Source organism: Paraburkholderia sp. BR10141, from assembly GCF_056155635.1.
In genome coordinates, this window is record NZ_JBMIQH010000015.1 from 108,560 (window position 1) to 125,806 (window position 17,247).

Consider the following 17,247-nt stretch of genomic DNA (forward strand, 5'->3'; position numbering starts at 1 on the left):
GACGCGTGCCCGCGCGATGGTCATCAAAGCTCGCCGCGCGCGGCAAGCGTCTTGATGCGGTCGGCGGTGCGGCACGCAACGGCCTGGATGGTGAGCGAAGGATTGACGCCGCCTACGGTCGGAAACACGGAGCCGTCGCAGATCCATAAATTCGGAATGTCCCATGAGCGGCAGTCCGCATCGACGACGCTCGTTTGCGCGTCGCTGCCCATGCGCGCCGTGCCGTTCAGGTGGCAGGTGTCGTCGTCCTGGGTCCAGATGTCGCGCGCGCCCGCCGCCTCCAATGCACGGCTCATATAGTCCAGCGCGTGGTTCACGAGCCGGCGGTCGTTCTCGCCCATCGACCATGTGACGCGTGCGACGGGCAGGCCGAGCGCGTCTTTCTCGTCGGCGAGCGTCACGCGGTTGCGTTCCTGCGGGAGCGTCTCGCCCACCATCTTGAGACCCGCCTGATGGTTGTACTTCGTCATCTCGCGCATGAGCGCGTCGCCCCACAGGCCGCGGCTCGTTTGCGTCGCCGCCCAGACGAGCGGCAGCGGGCCCTGACTCATGTAGCAATAGCCGCCGTGAAAGTCCTTGCCTTCGTCCTGATAGTTCCAGTGTTCGGTGAGCGCCAGCGAAGGCGGCCCCTTGTACCAGCGGATTTCGTCGTCGAATGCGCCCCACGCGGCCTGGTTCGTCTGCACCATGAGATTCTTCCCGACGAGTCCCGAGCGGTTCGCCAGGCCTTCGGGAAAGCGACCGTTCGCGGAGAGCAGCAGCAGGCGCGGCGTTTCGATGGCGTACCCCGCCACGACCACGTTGCGCGCGCGCTGGAAATGCCAGCGCCCCTCGCGATGAAAATGCACGCCGGCGGCGCGAGCCAGCGCGTCGGTTTCGATGCGGCCCACCATCGCGAGATCACGGATTTCCGCGCCCGCGCGCACGGCGCGGGGAATCCACGTGACGAGCGCGCTCTGCTTCGCGTTGGTCGCGCAGCCCGACACGCAAAAGCCGCGATAGACGCACTGATGCGCGTCGCCGCGCGGCGCGGAGAGCGTCGCGAGCGGCGTGGGCGCCCAGGGAATGCCGAGCGCCTCGCAGCCGCGGGCGAGCACGAGGCCCGCGCCGTTGATTTCATGCGCGCGATACGGATAGCGCGGTCGTTTGGGTCCCCACGGATAGTTCACCGGCCCGGAGATGCCGAGCGCCTGCTCGACCTCGGTGTAGTAGCGCCACATCTCGCGCCAGTCGAGCGGCCAATCCACGCCATAGCCGAGTTTGGTGCGCGATTGAAACCACTCGGGCCGAAAGCGCAGCGAGACCATGGCGAAGTGGACGGTGCTGCCGCCCACCGCACGGCCGCTGTTGTTGCTGCCCAGCTGCAAGGGGTTTTCGCCGTCGCAGATGCGTTCGTCGGTCCAGTAGAGCTTGGCCTGGTGGGTCTCGTCGGAGGCGAATTCTTCGAGGGGCCGCCACCATGCGCCCGCGTCGAACGCCACCACGCGAAAGCCCGCCTCCGCAAGCCGGCAGGCGAGCGTCGCGCCTCCCGCGCCGGTGCCGACGATGGCGAAATCGACCGGATCGTCGAGCGCGTATTCGCGCATGCGCATCCAGCCGCCGCGCCGGAACACGTCGGGCGCGCGGCCGTGCTTGCCACGCGGCGCTTCGCTGGCGTCGGTCGAGTCGGCGAGATCAGCGCACACGCTCGTTCTCCCTGCGGGCCGCCTCGTGCGCCGCGTCGCTTTCGTCGGCGGCTTCGACGGCTTCCCAAGGATCGCGCCGGTTCGTATAGAGGCGCACGTAGCCGCGCGGATTCGCCGGGCCGCCAAAGCCCATCGCATTCCACGCGAGCGGGTGCGACCAGTACGCGGCGCTCACGTCGTGCAGCACGCGCTTCGCGAAGAACAGGTCGCACGGCATGCCGTGCCAGGCCCGGCTGCGCAGCTCGCCACGCTGCATGCGGGCGACGAGCGCACGCCGCCGTTCGTCGTCCAACTGTGCAAAGGGCTCCCCGCAGGCTTTCACGCTTTCCGCATCGAGGGCGGCGAGCCCCGTCTCCCAGGCGGCGCGCAACGGCGGCAGGCGGGCGTCGCGAAACCCGTCGCGGCGGTCGTCGAGCAGTTTGCCTTCCACGAGCGCGGCGACCGGCACGCGCGGAGCGTGCTCGCCATTGACGTTGCCGGGCTGCGGCACGATCGTGTCGCACAGCGCGAGCAGCGTCTGCCACTGCGATGGACCGAGATAGCGCGCCTGGTTCGGGGTGTTCAGGCGCGCCGCGATCACCGCACGCGTGGGGGCGTCCCACGAAGGCGTGTCGCGTTTGGCAAGCACGTCGTAGCCGGGATAGGTCGGCGTTCGGGTCATCGTTCGGTCTCCCGCATGCGCAACGCCGCAAGCCCTGCGAGCGCGAGCGCGCTGAAGGCGGGCGGCGCGGGCAGGGGCGGCCCCGCGAACAGATTTTGCGACCAGTTGCGCCAGCCGCCCTGCGCGCGCGCCACGCCGTTCGCATGAAAGCCGAAGCCCGCAAAACCGAGCGCCGCCGTGAGCCGCAGCCAGAAGCGCGCGAACCCGCTCGCGCGGGCCGCATGGCGGGGCGGGGCCCACGCCGCATGCGCGAGCAACGCGCTGCTCACAGGCACGATGGTCACGGGCGCGTACATCGCCGGATGCTGGAACGCGCCGCGAAAGTGCAGCAGCGCCGCCTCGGCCGCTGTGCCGAGCAGCCCCACGCCCGCCACCAGCGCGAGCGCCTTGCCCGCGGGCATGCCGAAGAGCTGCGGGTCGTGCCCGGGCTCGTCGCGCAACTGCTCGGCGACTGCGCCCAGCACGCCGGAGAGCACCAGCGCGAAGGGTGCGCCCGCCGGCGCGCCGTAAAAGGCGTTATGCCAGCTGAATCCGCCGGGCCGCTTCGTCACGTTGTAAAGATGGAAGGCGGTGCCCGTCACGCCGGTCGCGGCGCTGGTGAGCTGGATCGCGTGACGCAGCCCGTGCGAGGCCGCGCGCCGGTCCGCGCCGCCATGCAGCGCCGCGGCGAGCGAGCAGAGCGCCACGGCGGGCGGCAGGTACATCGCACGGTTTTCGAACGAGCCGCGATAGTGCTCCATGGCGCTGTCGGCCAGTACGGAGAGCGCGAGCAGCGCCGACCCATGATTGAAGCTGCGCGCTGCGGCCACGTGCTTGCCGCTCGCACGTGCGTGCGCAGCTTCGCGCAGGCTGCGCGTGGACCACATGGCGAGCGCGGCGCCCGCCGCGACGCTCGCCATGGCCGCGGCGGCGCGCGTGGATCGTGTCATCGGCCTGCCCTCCGTCCTGTTCGTCAGTCCCCGACGAAACAGCAAGGCAGATGCCGCGGCCCCCGCGCTCGCTCTCTGCCACCCCTGCAGGCACGGCAATTGCGCAAAGTGACGGATTGATCCCGATTCACCTGCCAGCCTGGACACCAATTGATCTACCGAGACTTCATCGCCATAGGCACATCGTCGGGCGGCGTCGATGCGCTTCGAAGTCTTGTGTCCGCGCTTCCGCCCGACTTGCGGGCGACGATCGCAATCGTGCTCCATGTGGGCAGCCACTACAGCCATCTGCCTTCGCTGCTCAACAGCGCAGGCCCGCTGCGCGCAGTGCATGCCGCGGACGGCGAAACCTGGGCGCGCGGCAGGATTTACGTGGCGCCCCCCGACCAGCACATGATCGTGGAGGGCTCGCATCTGCGGCTCGTGCATGCCGCGAAGGAAAACTTTGCCCGTCCGGCCATCGACCCGCTCTTTCGCAGCGTGGCCGCGGAACTGGGCCCGCGCAGCATCGGCGTGATTCTTACGGGCTTGCTGGACGACGGCGCGGCCGGTCTCGAGGCCATCCAGGCCTGCGGCGGCACCGGGATCGTCCAGGACCCGTCCGACGCCTTCGCCAGCGAAATGCCGCTCAACGCTGCGCCGTTCGCCGACTACATCCTGCCGCTCGCGGGCGTGGCCCACCGGCTCGTGGAATTGACGGACCGCGCGCCGCCCGCAACGGCCGAGGAAGGCGTCGCGAGACGCCGCGCCGCCGGGCTCGTCAGCACGGAGCTGCGCGCCTGGCGCGAGGGCAATGGCCTGGCCGGCGATCTGACCAGCATCGGCACGCCTTCGACGTTCACCTGCCCCGAGTGCAACGGCACGCTCTGGCGCCTCGACTACTCGCGTCTGCTGCGCTACCGCTGCCATACGGGCCACGCCTACACGGCGGCCTCGCTCAACCGGGGCCGCAGCCGCGACGTGGAGCGCTCGCTGCGCGACGCGCTGCGCGCGCTGCGCGAGCGCGAATCGATGAGCCGTGCCCAGAGCGAACACTACCGGCAGTGCGGCGACCGCGATGCGCAGCAGCGGGAGGAGGAAACCGCGCGGCGTGCGGGCGATGCGGCAGGACTATTGCAGTCGATGCTCCTGGAGGGATAATGTCGGCGCAGCACCCGCGGCCTGAGCGCGCGAGTGCGAACGCGATTCATTCCAACTTCAGGACCTGGCGATCATGCCGAAACGACGTGGCCATATGCCCCGCAGCCAGACCAATTATCCGATCGTCGGTATCGGCGCATCGGCAGGCGGCCTTAGCGCGCTGCTGGCCTTCTTCGAATCCCTTCCCTCCCACACCTCGATGGCGTTCGTTGTGGTCGTCCATCTCGCGCCCGACCACGAAAGCAGTATGGCCGCGCTGCTGCGCAAGGCGACCGACATGCCCGTGGTGGAGGTGACGAGCCCGACGCCCATCGAGCCCGACCATGTCTACGTCATCACGCCGTCACTCGATCTGGCGATGGTGGACGACTATCTGCGCGTTTCTCCCAGTCAGCCTCAGGAGGGCCGCCGCGCGGCGATCGACGTGTTCTTCCGCACGCTCGCCGAAACGCATCACGAGCGCGCCATCGGCATCGTGCTCTCGGGCGCGGGCTCGGACGGCTCCGCCGGCCTCTCGCGCGTCAAGGAAATGGGCGGCATCACGTTTGCCCAGGATCCCTCGGAGGCGGAATACGACAGCATGCCGCGCAGCGCCATCGCCACCGGCATGGTCGACTTCGTCACCACGGCGGCGGAGATGCCGCAGCGTCTGATGGACCTCTGGTCGACGACGAAGGAAATTCAACTGCCGGTCGCGGAAAGCGAGGAGCGGCGCGAAGAGCATATCAACGAGGCGGCCGAGCGGGCGCTGCGCGAGATCATGATCATCCTGCGCACGCGCACGGCGCACGATTTCCGCCACTACAAGCGCGCCACCGTCCTGCGCCGCATCGAACGGCGCTTGCAGGTCAACGGCATCACCGACCTGCAGGCGTACCGGGACCATCTGCATCTGCATCCCGAGGAAACCCAGGCGCTGCTGCAGGACATGCTCATCAGCGTCACCAACTTCTTCCGCGACAAGGAAGCGTTCGACGTGCTCGAGCGCGAGGTCCTGCCGCAGCTGTTCGAAGGGCGCGGCGAACAGGACCGCATCCGCGTGTGGTCCGTGGGCTGCGCCACGGGCGAGGAAGCCTATTCGCTGGCGATGCTGCTCCAGGAGCGCTCGCTCAAGTCGACGGAAGGCACCTCGTTCCAGGTGTTCGCAACCGACATCGACGAACGCGCGATTTCGTTCGCGCGCACGGGGCTCTTCCCTGACTCGATCCTCGCCGACGTCACGCCGGCACGCGTGCGCCAGTTCTTCTCCAAGGACGCCGCGCATTATCGTGTGAAGAAAGAACTGCGCGAGCACATGCTGTTCGCGCATCACAACGTGCTGAGCGATCCGCCGTTCTCGCGCCTCGACCTGATCTGCTGCCGCAACCTGCTGATCTATCTCGACCGCGAAGCGCAGATCGAAATCCTCAAGATGTTCCACTTCGCGCTGCGGCCGGGCGGCGTGCTGTTCCTCGGCAGTTCCGAATCCGCGGACAGCGTGAGTTCGATGTTTACCGTGGTGGACAAGCGCAACCGCATTTACCGGGCGAACATGGCGGTGCGCGGCGACACGCCCGTGCCCGTGGCGATTGCCGGCACGATGAACGCGCGGCCCGTGGTCGCGACTGTGCAGCCGCCGGGGCGCCGCCGCTTTTCGTTCGGCGACCTGCACCAGCGCCTCGTCGAACAGTACGCGCCGCCTAGCGTGCTGGTGAGCCGCGATTCGGAAATCGTGCATCTGTCCGACCGCGCGGGCCGCTTCCTCCAGTATTCGGGCGGCGAGCCTTCGCATAACATCGTCGCCGCCGTGCGCCCGGAATTGCGGCTCGAGCTGCGCACCGCGATCTACCAGGCGCTGCACACGAACCGCAGCGTCGAGGCGCGGCGCGTACGTCTGGAGCGCGACGGGCGCTCGTATTTCGTCAACATGACGGCGCGGCCGGTGCACGACCCCGAGGCGAACGCCGACTTCGTGCTCGTGCTCTTCGACGAAGTCGAAGACAGCATGAGCGGGGTGGAAACGGCTTCCGTAGACGTGCAGAAGGACCCGATCATCACCCAGCTCGAACGCGAACTGCAGCGCACCAAGGAGCAGCTGCAGTCGACCATCGAGCAGTCGGAAACCTCGACGGAAGAACTGAAGGCGTCCAACGAGGAACTGCAGGCGATCAACGAGGAACTGCGCTCGGCGACCGAGGAACTCGAAACCAGCAAGGAAGAGCTGCAGTCGATCAACGAGGAGCTCACCACCGTCAACGCGGAGCTGAAGTCGAAGGTCGAAGAGACCAGCAAGATCAACGACGACTTGCAGAACCTGATCGCGGCGAACGATATCGGTACGATCTTCGTGGACCGCAACATCTGCATCAAGCGCTACACGCCGCGCGCGACCGACGTGTTCAGCATCATTCCTTCGGATATCGGCCGCTCGCTGCTCGACATCACGCACCGGCTCGAATACGACAAGCTCGCCGACGACGCCGCCGAAGCCTTCGACTCGCTGCGCCTGATCGAGCGCGAGCTCAAGAGCAACGACGGGCGCTGGTATCTCGCGCGCTTCGTGCCGTATCGCACGACCGAAGACCGTATCGACGGCGCGGTGCTCTCGTTCATCGACATCACCGGGCGCCGCCAGGCCGAAGACCAGTTGCGCGAAGGCGAGCGGCGCATGCGCATCGTCGCCGAGGGCACGAAGGACTACGCGATCATCACGTTCGACGACGAAGGTTACATCACGAGCTGGAACGCGGGCGCGGAACGCATTTTCGGTTATACGGAGGCCGAAATGATCGGTCAGTCCGCCGATCTGCTCTCGACCGAAGAAGACCGCGTGAACAAGGTCGCCGACCGCGAGTTCGCGCTCGCGCGCCAGCATGGCCGCACCGACGAGGAACGCTGGCACCTGCGCAAGGACGGCACGCGCTTTTTCGCGAGCGGCGTGCTCTCGCGCCTCGACGAAGCGGGCGTCAGCGGCTTTGCCAAGATCGCGCGCGACCTGGGCGAGCTCGTGCCCGCGGACGCGGACCTGCACAACGCCACGCTCGAACAGGTGCGCGACGCCGGCGAGCGCGACGGGCAGCGGCGCCAGGACGAGTTTCTCGCGGTGGTGTCGCACGAACTCAAGCATCCGCTGAACTTGATCTCGGCGAGCGCCGAACTCATTGCGCGGGCGCCGGAAACGCGCCAGAGCCTGAACCTCACGCGCGCGGCGGACACAATCCGGCGCACCGTGGTCGGTCAGGCGCAGATCATCGACGACCTGCTGGATATTTCGCGCGTGCGTACCGGCAAGCTTTCGGTCATGCGCTCGGCGGTGGACATGCGCGAGATCGTGCAGCGCGTTTGCCACGCCGTGCAGTTCGAGGCGCAGCAGCGCGGCATTGCGCTGAACGTCTCGGTCACACAGACGCCGGTGATCCTGCATGCCGATTTCACGCGCATCGAGCAGATTGTCTGGAACCTCATCAGCAATGCCATGAAGTTCACCCATCGCGGTTCGGTGGACGTCTCGCTGGAGGTCGCCGAAGACGAAGCCGTGCTGCGCGTGAAAGACACCGGCACCGGCATCGAACCGGCGCTCCTGCCGCATATCTTCGACATGTACAAGCAAAGCCGGCAGTCCGCCGCGCGGCGCTCGGGTCTCGGCATTGGCCTCGCGCTCGTGCGGGAACTCGTGACGATCCACGGCGGCAGCGTGCGCGCGGAGTCGCAGGGCCTGGGGCGCGGCGCGACGTTCACGGTGACGCTGCCGATGCAGCGTTCGTTCGCGCATGCGGAAAGCCACGACGGCGCGGCCGTGGCGTCGCTGCAGGGGCTCCATATCCTGATGGTCGACGACGACGCCACCACGGTCGAGACGTTCAAGCTGCTGCTGGAGAGCGAAGGCGCGAATGTGCAGACGGCCACGAGCGGCGAGGAAGCGCTGACGCTGCTCAACGGCAACGCGCCGGATCTCGTGCTGTCCGATCTCGGCATGCCGGGCATGGACGGGTACGAGTTCATTGGCAAGCTGCGTTCGCAGCCCGCGCTCGAATCCGTGATCTGCATCGCGCTGAGCGGCTTTGGCCAGGAGGCCGATGTGGAGCAGTCCGAGCAGGCGGGTTTCGACGCGCACCTCAAAAAGCCGGTACAGCTCGAAGATCTGCTGGCGACTTTCGCGCGCTTGAGACGCTAGTTCGCGAGCCTCCGGGCGAGTACGGGAGCCACGTGTGCAACGGACGTTCTTCTACATCAACGGCGCGAGCGACGGCGAGTTTCCCGAGCGGGAGCTGATCCAGCTCGACAAGGCGGGCTACACCGTGGCGCTCAGCCGCGTGGCCATCGACGCGGTGGCGCCGTATGTAGCCGCCGCCGAACGGCCCGCGTTGACGAGGCTGCTTGGACGCATCGATGCCGAGGACGAGTTGGTGGTCCTGCAGCTTTCCGCTTTGGGCTGCAACGCGCGCGACGTGCTCGCTACGCTGCTCAACTGCCGCAAGGGGAAAATTGGCGTGCGCTGTGTCGAACTGGGCGGCGTCGATCTCACGGGGCGCCCCGAGCCGCAAGCGGTCAAGATGCTGCGCGCGGTGGTCCGCATGGAGGCGGCCGCCCGCAGCGAACGCAGCCGCAACGGCCTGAAGCTCGCGCAGCGCAGCGGGCGTCCCACGGGCAGGCCCGCCTCGCTTTCGGCGCACGACCGCGCGCGCGTGATGAGTTCGCTGGGCAGCGGACTCTCGGTGAGCGAAGTGGCACGGCGCTTCGGCACTTCGCGGCAGACGGTTCTGCGCATACGCGCCGCCGCGGGAACGCCGGATCTCAAGTAATCAGCGTATAAGGGTCGGCTTCCAGCGCGACGCCCGCCCCGCGGATCACCTGCATGTAAGCGAACGTGTCACCCACTGCAGCGCTGGCTTGCTCCGCGAGACTGCGCACATCTGCCGACTTCTCTGCACTCGCCATCATGGATTCCAGCGCTGCCGAGTCCGCGAAGCCGTGCGCGGCCGCTGCACAGAGAACCGCATCGAGAATACGCCGGGCCGCCGCGCGGGCATCGACCGACGCGAGCGGGGCGCGGTAGGCGAGAAAGCCCGCCATCAACAGAAAGTCCGCTGGGCTGATACGGTGGCCATTGCCAACCGGCACGCCTTCCGGCATGTCGTGATATCGCGACATACTTCGCCTCCCGCGTTGGAGCGCTGTGAATGCTGCTGCGGCTGTCAAAAAATATAGTACAGAAAGCATCGCTCATGCCGACGAATGCGGTTGTTCTGCAGTGTTCCAACCGGCGGCGGCCTTGTTAAGTGGGGGTTTCGATAAGTGGTACAGACATTATTTCGACGTGCCGCGGCAGCAAGTCGTAGTATTCTTGACCCGGGCAAAGCTGCCATCCAGCAAAGTGTCATGTTTTTGTAGGCTTCGAGACAAATTCACGATTTTTCTCCGAGGGCATTCATGAAAACGCTGTTTCTGCAGGCACCTTCCTACGAAGGCTTCGATGGCGGCGCGGGCTCGCGCTTTCAAACGAAGCGCGAAATCCGCTCGTTCTGGTATCCCACGTGGCTCGTTCAGCCCGCCGCGCTGGTCGAAGGCAGTCGCGTGGTGGATGCCCCCGCAGACGACCTGACGCTCGAAGCGACCCTGGATATTGCACAGGAATACGAACTCATTATCATTCACACGAGTTCGCCCTCGTTCCAGAGCGACATCCAGTTCGCCGAGCACCTGAAGCGGCGCAAGAGCACGGTCCTCATCGGCATGATCGGCGCCAAGGTGGCGGTCGATCCGCATGGTTCACTGACTGCGAGCGACGCGCTCGATTTCGTGTGCCGCGAAGAATTCGATTTCACCTGCCTCGAGATCTCCCAGGGGCGGCCGTTCGAATCGATCCTGGGCCTGAGCTATCGGCTGCCCGACGGCGGCATCATGCACAACGACGCGCGGCCGATCCTCGAAGACATGGATCAGCTTCCTTTCGTCTCGCCGATCTACAAGCGCGACCTCACGCCCGAGCATTATTTCAGCGGCTATCTCAAGCATCCGTATCTCTCGCTCTACACGGGGCGCGGCTGCAAGTCCCGCTGCACCTTTTGCCTCTGGCCGCATACAGTGGGAGGGCATCGTTATCGCACGCGCTCGGTCGAGCACGTGCTGGAAGAGGTGAAATGGATTCGGGACAACATGCCCGAAATCAAGGAGATCATGTTCGACGACGACACGTTCACCGATCTCAGGCCGCGCGCCGAAGAGATCGCGCGCGGGCTGGGCAAGCTGGGCGTGACGTGGTCGTGCAACGCCAAGGCGAACGTACCGTACTCGACGCTCAAGGTGATGAAGGACAACGGCTTGCGTCTGTTGCTCGTGGGCTTCGAATCCGGCGACGACCAGATTCTCGTGAACGTCAAGAAGGGCGTACGCACGGACTTCGCGCGCCAGTTCAGCGAGGATTGCCGCAAGCTCGGCATCAAGATTCACGGGACCTTCATCCTCGGGTTGCCGGGCGAGACGCACGAAACGATCCAGAAGACCATTCAGTACGCAAAAGAGATCAATCCCCATACCATTCAGGTCTCGCTCGCCGCGCCTTATCCCGGTACCGTGCTTCATAAGCAGGCGGTCGAAAATGGCTGGCTGAACGATACCAAGGTCATCACGCTCATCAATTCGGCCGGTACGCAGGCCTCGACGATCGGCTATCCGCACCTGTCGCGCGAAGAGATCTACCTTGGCGTCGAGGAGTTCTACAAGCGCTTTTATTTCCGGCCGTCGAAGATCTGGGAGATCGTCCGCGAGATGCTGGTGAGTTGGGAAATGATGAAGCGGCGCCTGCAGGAGGGCGCAGAGTTCTTCAAATATCTCCGCGCGCGCAAGGTCTGAAGCAGCAGCGTCCCCTTCGAAAAAACGCCCGGAATTCCGGGCGTTTTTGTCACTCGCCGTCACTGTTTCCGTTTTTTTCGTCCGCTGTATTGCGCGTCATTCGCGCTGCGGTGTGCAGTGAGCACCTGTCCGGAATGCTGCCATTACGAACATCCTGCGGCAATTAACATTCTCTTCGGCGGTGCATAAAATGTCTCAGCCCCATTACCACGACATAAATAGCTTCATCGGGCCACCGGAGGAGACCGCAATGGCACCGAAACGCAGGTCGCCCGCCATCGCCGATATCGATGCGCGACCGTCTCGCGCGCCCGACCATGCGCGCGAGAACCAGGCGCTTCTCGCGTTGGTCACCGCGCAACTGGACTCGCGCGAAGTGCTGTTGCAGAGGATTGCAGACTTTGCGATGCGTTTGTGCTGCGCGCAATCGGCCGGCATCAGTTTGCTGGAGCGCGAAGGCGAAGAGCGCTACTTTCGCTGGCACAGCGTGGCCGGCAAGTTCGCGAACCTGTGCGGAAGCCGAATCCATTGGAGCGACTGTCCGTGCGCCGCCGTGCTCGAAGCCGGCAAGCCGCTGCTTTTCACCGCGTTGAGCGACGATTTCCCAATTCTCGCCCCCGCATGCGCCGACGTCCAGGAGGCGCTCATTCTGCCTATCGTTTCGAAAGGGCGGCCACTGGGCGCGATCTGGGTCGCCTCGCTCGAGGAACGATCGCGTTTCTCCCGCGAAGACCAGCGGGTGCTCGGCGAGTTTGCCGCCGTGGCCGGCTCGGCGCTCGATCTGGTCGAGGCGCGCGACCATAGCCGCATGCAGACACAGCGCTATTCGGAAGTGATCGCCGTGCTCGCACACGAGTTCCGCAATCCGCTCGCGCCGCTCGAAAACGCGTTTCAGGCGCTCCAGATGATCTGCAAAGATCGCGCGCCGCAGCGCGAATACTTCGCGGTTGCGCAGCGCCAGATCGCGCAGCTCAAACGTCTGATGGACGAACTACAGGATGCGTCGCGCCTGGACCATGACAAGTTGAACGTCGATCCCACCGACGCGTCGTTGAACGAAATCCTCTCCGACGCGCTCGCCTCCATCCGCGAGCGTGTGCAGGCGCGCAGGCATACGCTGAGCGTGCGGCCGCTTGCCGGCGACCTGCGGTTGTTCGCAGACCCGACGCGGCTCACGCAGGTGATCGTGAACCTGCTTTCCAATGCCGTGCGCTATACGCCTGACGGCGGCGAGATTACGCTCGTCGTCGAACAGAAGAGCACGGGCGGCGCGCGCTGTGTCGAGATCTCGATTCGCGACAACGGCATCGGGATCGACCCGGCCGTGCTCTCGCGCATTTTCGAGCCGTTTGCGCAATTCGCGGGCAAGAGCGCGCGGCTGGAAGGGGGCCTCGGCATCGGCCTTCCCATTGCGCAGCGTCTCGCACAGTTGCATGGCGGCGAGATTCTCGTGACGAGCGAGGGAATCGGACGCGGCACGCTGGCGCGCCTCTCGATTCCCGTGCGAACCGGCAGCGCCGAAACCGTCAAGCCGCTCCCCGCCGTGCTGGCGGGCAACGGCCCGGCGCGCGTGCTCATCGTCGACGACAATGCCGACGCGTGTTTCGCACTCGGCGCGTTGCTCGAACTGGAAGGGCATGAAGTCAGAACGGCCGGCGACGGCGCGAGCGCACTGACTATGCTTAGGCAATGGAAGCCGCATCTTGCGCTCGTCGATATCGGCATGCCGGGCATGAACGGCTACGAACTGGCGGAGCGCATGCGCGCCATGCCGGGTCACGCCAACGTGATGCTGGTCGCGCTGAGCGGGCATGTTTCGGACAGCGACCGGGCGGCGGCGCTGGCGGCCGGTTTCCATGCGCATCTCGCGAAGCCCGCCGATATCGGACGGCTGCGCACCATGCTCCAGATGTGCGCGCAAGACGGCTGGCGTATGACTGGCTAGCGCAGGTGCGAAGAGCGGATGCCGTTGTGGTGGTGGAGGTTGCGCAACAGACTTGCGCGGCGCCGTTCGCGGCGATAGTGCGCAATCACGGCCGTGGCCGCGATGACCAATACCATGACGCCGATGGCGGTTCCCCACTGTAATGCGTCCATGTCTGCCTCCTTGTCACGTCAGGGCCGTCGCGTCGAGGCGAACGGGTTCAAGCGTAGTGCGGCTGGCAGGTGCGTTCCGCGGCAAGCGCCGGGGGAAACAACGCGACGCACACGAAAGGGTGGCGCTGGTCGCGGACGCAAGAAAAGATTAGCCGATTGCGATGCACAATTGAACCGAGCGGCAGTGTACGGATGCCAGCCATTATGGACACCTCGGCTTCGCCAGACTTGCACTCGGGCGAGCGCTCTTCAGTTCTTTGGGAAGTCTCGAGCCCTGCCGGGAGCAGGCCCGTTCGGCTGACGACTCGAACCCGGTTGCGATTGCCATTGCGCTTGCGTCGGCGCGCTTACTCGAGATCGCGCGTTTCGAGCTCCACGGACTGGCCCCCGTTTTTCTCCAGCGCGTGCCGCGCGGCCAGTTCGATGCTCGGGCGGTTTGCCTCGAAGGCGCTCAATAGCGCATGCGCCGATGTGCCGGTGTTGCCGAAGCGGTCGTTCAGCGCGTCGAGCGACACGCTGCACCATACCGGGCGGTTGTCCACGTTGGCTTCGAACGCGACGCGTGCGGCAGCCACAGCGTGACGGCGACTCGTGAATTCGATTCTCATCCTGGTCCTCCGTGAGTTCTATTGTTAAAGGGTAGAGCCTGGCGCAGCCAGGGGTGAGTCCTATTTGCGCTTCTTTTTGTGCTATTTGGCCTGAGCGTCGCTGGCGGGGTCGCTGCGCATCATCTTGTCGTGGGTGGCGGGCCCCTTGGGTTTCTTCACAGGCATGTTATCGGGGTTGGCGGGGTTCGATTCGCTTGCCGTGCCTGGCACGGCTGCCGGCGGTTTCACCATCGGCGGCGCAGGGGGATGAGCGGGCGTTTGGGTCTGTGCGTTGACGGACAACGAGGAGGCGGCGAGCGCCAAACAGGCGATCGCGCCCCAGACGGGAACATGCAGTGGCTTCATGGCTCCTCCCTGGTCTTCATCGTCATGCCCTGCAAGGTGCCGCGAATCGCGTGCCCGCAAGCGTGGACGTGCGGCCATCGTCGTCAGTGAAACAACGCCGACGTGTCGACGTCGGCGAGTTGTTCCAGTTCGTCGCGGCGCGTGTCGCACGACCGGCGGATGGTCGCGCCCTGCGTGACCCAGATGGCCAACGCGACGACGGCGAGGCTGCCGAGCGCGAGAAACGCCGCTGGATAGCCGAAGCGGTTGGCGAGCCACCCGCCCAGCAGCGGACTCAGGCAGCCGCCCGCTGCCTGCACCGCGAGCACCGCACCCTGACCGAGATTCACGCGGCCGCTGCCATGCAGCAAATGCACCACGAGCGCGGGGATGGCGACGCTCTGCAAACCGGAGCCGAGACCGTCGAGGACCTGCACGGGCAGGATGCCCCACGGCGACGCCAGCCACGCGGCGAACACGCCGCGCAGCGGCAGCGTGAGGAGCGTCGCGAGAATGACCCGCCAGAAGCCCCAGCGGCGAATGATGCGGCTTGCGAAGACCGCGGCGGTGAGCATCACGATCTGCGAGATGATGATGTTGGCGGCGGTGATCTGGTTAGCGTCGCCGTGATGGGCTGCCGCGACGGCAAGACTATAGAGCGGCAGCATGGCGGAATTGCCGAGACTGAACGCGGCAAGCGACGCCGCGAGCAACAGCAGGGGGCGGCAATGCAACAACATGCGCATGCGTTCGGCGCGCACCTGCGAACGATCTTTTTCGTCGTCGTGCACGAGGCCGCGCGCGTAGTGCCGGTGCACCGAACGTGGGGGAATGAGCAGCACGGACGCGATACACGCGAGACCGAATGCCGCGCCCAGCACGAACACATAGGCAATGCCGAGCCACCATCCGAGCGCGCCGGACAACGCCGCGGCGATGATGTTGCCGGCATGGTTCGCGACCTGGTTGCGCCCGTATTGCCGGTCGAAGTTCTTGCGGCCGACCATGCCGAGCGTCAATCCCGTCAACGCGGGGCCCATGACCGAACCCCCGATGGCTGTGGCGATCTGCGAAAACGCGATCGGCCAGTAGCCGTGCGAAAGCCAGATCACGCAAGCGGCCACGATGGTCAACAGGCTGGCGCCGACGACCACCGAGCGGCGGTGATAAATGGCGTCGACGAGCGCGCCGCCGGGCACTGTCGCGAGCGTGCCGATCACCGCGCCCATGGTCAGCACGGTGCCGATCGTTTCCGGCGTCCAGCCATGCGCCTGGAGATAGATGCCGAGAAAGGGGCCCGCGCCCGCCTGCACGTCCGCGGCGAAGAAACTGACGGCCAGTAGTGGAAGGGTCGGCTTCACGCGGATGCGTTGTCATTTCTCTCTTGTCAACAGGGTCTTCCGCATCGCGCGTGCCTGCTTCGCGCCTCATGTGCTCTGCTTAAACCCCGGCCATGCCAGGGTTTTGCCAGGGGTTCTAGAATGAGGTCATGAGTGTAAAGGAGACCGTAATAACGTCATGGATACACAAGCGAAAACATTCGAGGAATTGCTGCGGCGGGAATATCGTCACGGTTTCGTTTCGGACGTGCAGTCGGACACGTTGCCGCGCGGTTTGTCCGAGGACGTGATCCGTCTTATCTCGGCGCGCAAGCAGGAGCCGGACTTCATGCTCGAATGGCGGCTGGCCGCCTACCGGCATTGGCTCACGATGACCGAGCCGCATTGGGCGAGCATCGAACACCCGCCCATCGACTTCCAGGACATCGCCTACTACTCGGCGCCGCTTACCCAGGCAAACCGCCCGAAGAGCCTCGCGGGAGTCGATCCGGAACTCCTGCGCACCTACGAAAAGCTCGGCGTGCCGCTGCAGGAGCGCGAGATGCTCGCGGGGGTGGCCGTGGACGCGGTGTTCGACAGCGTGTCGGTCGCCACGACGTTCCGGCGGCAGCTGGGCGAGCTTGGCATCGTCTTCTGCTCGCTTTCGGAAGCGGTGCGCGACCATCCGGACCTCGTGCGCCAGTATCTCGGCTCGGTCGTGCCGTACACCGACAACTTCTTTGCGACGCTCAACTCGGCTGTCTTCAGCGATGGCTCGTTCTGCTATATCCCGCCGGGCGTGCGCTGCCCGATGGAGTTGTCCACGTACTTCCGCATCAACGCGCGCAACACGGGCCAGTTCGAGCGCACGCTCATCGTGGCCGACAAGGGCGCTTACGTGAGCTACCTGGAAGGCTGCACCGCGCCGATGCGCGACGAAAACCAGCTGCACGCCGCCGTGGTGGAACTCGTTGCGCTGGAAGGCGCGCAAATCCGCTATTCGACCGTGCAGAACTGGTATCCGGGCGACGCGCAAGGGCGCGGCGGCATCTACAACTTCGTGACGAAGCGCGGCGACTGTCGCGAGGCGAACGCGCGGATTTCGTGGACCCAGGTCGAAACCGGCTCCGCCATTACGTGGAAGTATCCGAGCGTGATCTTGCAGGGCGACAACTCGATCGGCGAGTTCTATTCGGCGGCGCTCACCAATCACTATCAGCAGGCCGATACCGGTACGAAGATGGTGCATATCGGTCGCAACACGCGCAGCACGATTCTCTCGAAGGGCATCTCGGCCGGCCGCGGCAAGAACGCCTATCGAGGCCTCGTGAAAATGGCTCGCTCGGCCGAGAACGCGCGCAACTACACGCAGTGCGATTCGCTGCTGCTCGGCGATCGCTGCAGCGCCTTCACGTTTCCCTATATCGAGGTGAAGAACCCGAGCGGGAAAGTCGAGCACGAAGCATCGACGTCGCGGATCGGCGAAGACCAGTTGTTCTATTGCCGCCAGCGCGGGCTCAGTGAAGAGGACGCGGTGTCGATGATCGTCAACGGCTTCTGCAAGGACGTGCTCAAGGAATTGCCGATGGAATTCGCCGTGGAAGCGCAGAAGCTGCTGGGCGTGAGCCTGGAAGGCAGTGTAGGTTGAGAGGG

At 65.6% G+C, this 17,247-nt stretch carries 14 protein-coding genes; 6 read left to right on the forward strand and 8 right to left on the reverse strand.

Features of this window, described 5'->3' with window-relative positions:
- Positions 1-23: 23 nt before the first annotated feature.
- The 3 genes from ACOJB8_RS21365 to ACOJB8_RS21375 are packed head-to-tail and all read right to left on the reverse strand — an operon-like array spanning position 24 to position 3,275.
- Positions 24-1,685 carry a GMC family oxidoreductase gene (locus ACOJB8_RS21365; RefSeq protein WP_475014083.1) on the reverse strand — a complete coding sequence of 554 codons (1,662 nt, stop codon included), beginning with the start codon at positions 1,683-1,685 and terminating at the stop codon, positions 24-26.
- A complete protein-coding gene (locus tag ACOJB8_RS21370) occupies positions 1,675-2,346 on the reverse strand; it encodes a gluconate 2-dehydrogenase subunit 3 family protein (protein ID WP_475014085.1) in 672 nt (223 codons plus the stop codon). The genes ACOJB8_RS21365 and ACOJB8_RS21370 overlap by 11 nt, the downstream gene beginning before the upstream one ends.
- Positions 2,343-3,275 carry a hypothetical protein gene (locus tag ACOJB8_RS21375; protein ID WP_475014087.1) on the reverse strand — a complete coding sequence of 311 codons (933 nt, stop codon included), beginning with the start codon at positions 3,273-3,275 and terminating at the stop codon, positions 2,343-2,345. Before ACOJB8_RS21375 ends, ACOJB8_RS21370 begins: the two co-directional genes overlap by 4 nt.
- Before the next feature lie 150 nt (positions 3,276-3,425).
- Between ACOJB8_RS21375 and ACOJB8_RS21380 the strand changes: the two genes are divergently transcribed.
- The 3 genes from ACOJB8_RS21380 (at position 3,426) to ACOJB8_RS21390 (ending at position 9,196) form a co-directional block, all read left to right on the forward strand.
- On the forward strand, positions 3,426-4,415 hold the full coding sequence (locus ACOJB8_RS21380) for a chemotaxis protein CheB (RefSeq protein ID WP_069262288.1): 990 nt from the start codon (positions 3,426-3,428) through the stop codon (positions 4,413-4,415).
- 73 nt (positions 4,416-4,488) lie between these two features.
- On the forward strand, positions 4,489-8,568 hold the full coding sequence (locus tag ACOJB8_RS21385; protein WP_342948277.1) for a CheR family methyltransferase: 4,080 nt from the start codon (positions 4,489-4,491) through the stop codon (positions 8,566-8,568).
- A 34-nt stretch (positions 8,569-8,602) separates the two neighbouring features.
- A complete protein-coding gene (locus ACOJB8_RS21390) occupies positions 8,603-9,196 on the forward strand; it encodes a recombinase family protein (RefSeq protein ID WP_069262286.1) in 594 nt (197 codons plus the stop codon).
- Here the strand turns inward: ACOJB8_RS21390 and ACOJB8_RS21395 are convergent.
- The gene (locus ACOJB8_RS21395; RefSeq protein ID WP_342948276.1) at positions 9,189-9,545 is read right to left on the reverse strand and encodes a hypothetical protein; all 357 of its coding nucleotides are present in this window, start codon (positions 9,543-9,545) and stop codon (positions 9,189-9,191) included. The two genes, ACOJB8_RS21390 and ACOJB8_RS21395, sit on opposite strands and share 8 nt — an antisense overlap.
- 279 nt (positions 9,546-9,824) lie before the next feature.
- Between ACOJB8_RS21395 and hpnJ the strand changes: the two genes are divergently transcribed.
- Positions 9,825-11,246, forward strand: coding sequence for a hopanoid biosynthesis associated radical SAM protein HpnJ (gene hpnJ / locus ACOJB8_RS21400; protein WP_342948275.1), 1,422 nt, complete (start codon positions 9,825-9,827; stop codon positions 11,244-11,246).
- A gap of 250 nt (positions 11,247-11,496) precedes the next feature.
- The gene (locus tag ACOJB8_RS21405) at positions 11,497-13,191 is read left to right on the forward strand and encodes a hybrid sensor histidine kinase/response regulator (RefSeq protein WP_368727943.1); all 1,695 of its coding nucleotides are present in this window, start codon (positions 11,497-11,499) and stop codon (positions 13,189-13,191) included.
- Here ACOJB8_RS21405 and ACOJB8_RS21410 read toward each other — a convergent pair.
- From ACOJB8_RS21410 to ACOJB8_RS21425, 4 genes are all read right to left on the reverse strand, one after another.
- Complete coding sequence (locus ACOJB8_RS21410) at positions 13,188-13,343, reverse strand: hypothetical protein (RefSeq protein ID WP_169739106.1); 156 nt, start codon at positions 13,341-13,343, stop codon at positions 13,188-13,190. The genes ACOJB8_RS21405 and ACOJB8_RS21410 overlap by 4 nt on opposite strands.
- A gap of 347 nt (positions 13,344-13,690) precedes the next feature.
- Positions 13,691-13,951, reverse strand: a complete 261-nt coding sequence (locus tag ACOJB8_RS21415) for a DUF1488 family protein (protein WP_028204289.1) — start codon at positions 13,949-13,951, stop codon at positions 13,691-13,693.
- Between the two features lie 81 nt (positions 13,952-14,032).
- Complete coding sequence (locus ACOJB8_RS21420) at positions 14,033-14,296, reverse strand: hypothetical protein (protein WP_069262282.1); 264 nt, start codon at positions 14,294-14,296, stop codon at positions 14,033-14,035.
- Positions 14,297-14,379: 83 nt separating this feature from the next.
- Entirely contained in the window at positions 14,380-15,636 is a 1,257-nt protein-coding gene (locus ACOJB8_RS21425) for an MFS transporter (protein WP_475014091.1), read from the reverse strand.
- 157 nt (positions 15,637-15,793) lie between these two features.
- Here ACOJB8_RS21425 and sufB point away from each other — a divergent pair, with 157 nt between their 5' ends.
- Entirely contained in the window at positions 15,794-17,242 is a 1,449-nt protein-coding gene (gene sufB, locus ACOJB8_RS21430; RefSeq protein WP_475014093.1) for a Fe-S cluster assembly protein SufB, read from the forward strand.
- Positions 17,243-17,247 lie beyond the last annotated feature (5 nt).